The following is a 996-nucleotide window of genomic DNA, read 5'->3' as shown; positions in this document are numbered from 1 at the left end:
AAAATATGGATTAGGAGGGGGAGGGCAGCCTTACAGTGGTCACTATCCTCTCAACAACGGACAACCCTTCTAAATTAGCAACCAGCCGCACAAGTATTCGCTTGTGCGGCTTTTTTTATAACTTTTAAGGAGAAAACAGATGATGAAATTGATTCGCGCGGGCCTGATGTCCGCAGTTATGGTTGTTTTGATGTGCAGTGGTGTGTTTGCGCAGGGTACTTTTATTCCGCAGGGGAGTGCGGTTGTTCCGGGAGTGGAAAGTGCCTATTTCAAGCCAAGTGAGCGTTGGATCTCGACTTTGCAAATAACTAATCTTACAAACGAAGAAATTGATTGCAAGGTGACTATTTACAACTATGATGGTTCTGATGTCACTCACAAAGGGGAAGTTTGTAGAGGTTCTTCGTCTAGTTCTGCTGTTATTATCTCAACAGGAACAGGTCTGTTTAGTATCCCTGCTCATGGGACTCGTTTTTATCGGCTTAGGGCAACAAACTATAAAGAGATAATTAATGGCCATGCCGTGGTGCAATGGTCGTCTACTGACCCAAAGATTCATAAAGCACTTATGGGAACTATGAGGATTGAGGGAATTGTAGATACAACTACGATTATGTCGCATATTACTATCAACAACGGTCAGCCCTTCTAAATTATCAACCAGCCGCACAAGTATTCGCTTGTGCGGCTTTTTTTATAACTCTTAAGGAGAGAACAGATGATGAAATTGATTCGCGCGGGCCTGATGTCCGCAGTTATGGTTGTTTTGATGTGCAGTAGTGTGTTTGCGCAGGGAGCTTTTGTTCCGCAGGGAACAACGGTAATTCCTTCTGTGACTGCCTGGTACAAAGATTGTACGACAAAAAGATATGCCCGAATACTTCTTACCAACATAACTGGCAGCAATTTAAAGATAAGAGTTACTGTTCGTGATCATGATGGGAATGATGTGACACATTATACAAAAGTTATGACAGGTTCTAACTCCTACTCCGC

2 protein-coding genes are annotated in these 996 nt (G+C 43.0%); both read left to right on the top strand.

The annotated features are described in order from the left end of the window. Positions 1–139: 139 nt before the first annotated feature. Complete coding sequence (locus D0S45_20480; protein ID TIH07878.1) at positions 140–652, top strand: hypothetical protein; 513 nt, start codon at positions 140–142, stop codon at positions 650–652. 66 nt (positions 653–718) lie between these two features. Next, positions 719–996 (top strand): hypothetical protein (locus D0S45_20475; GenBank protein ID TIH07877.1); only part of this gene is annotated, 278 nt, incomplete at its 3' end.

This window comes from Marinifilum sp. JC120 (assembly GCA_004923195.1).
GTDB lineage: Bacteria > Desulfobacterota > Desulfovibrionia > Desulfovibrionales > Desulfovibrionaceae > Maridesulfovibrio.
This window is presented reverse-complemented; position numbering and strand designations above follow the sequence as displayed.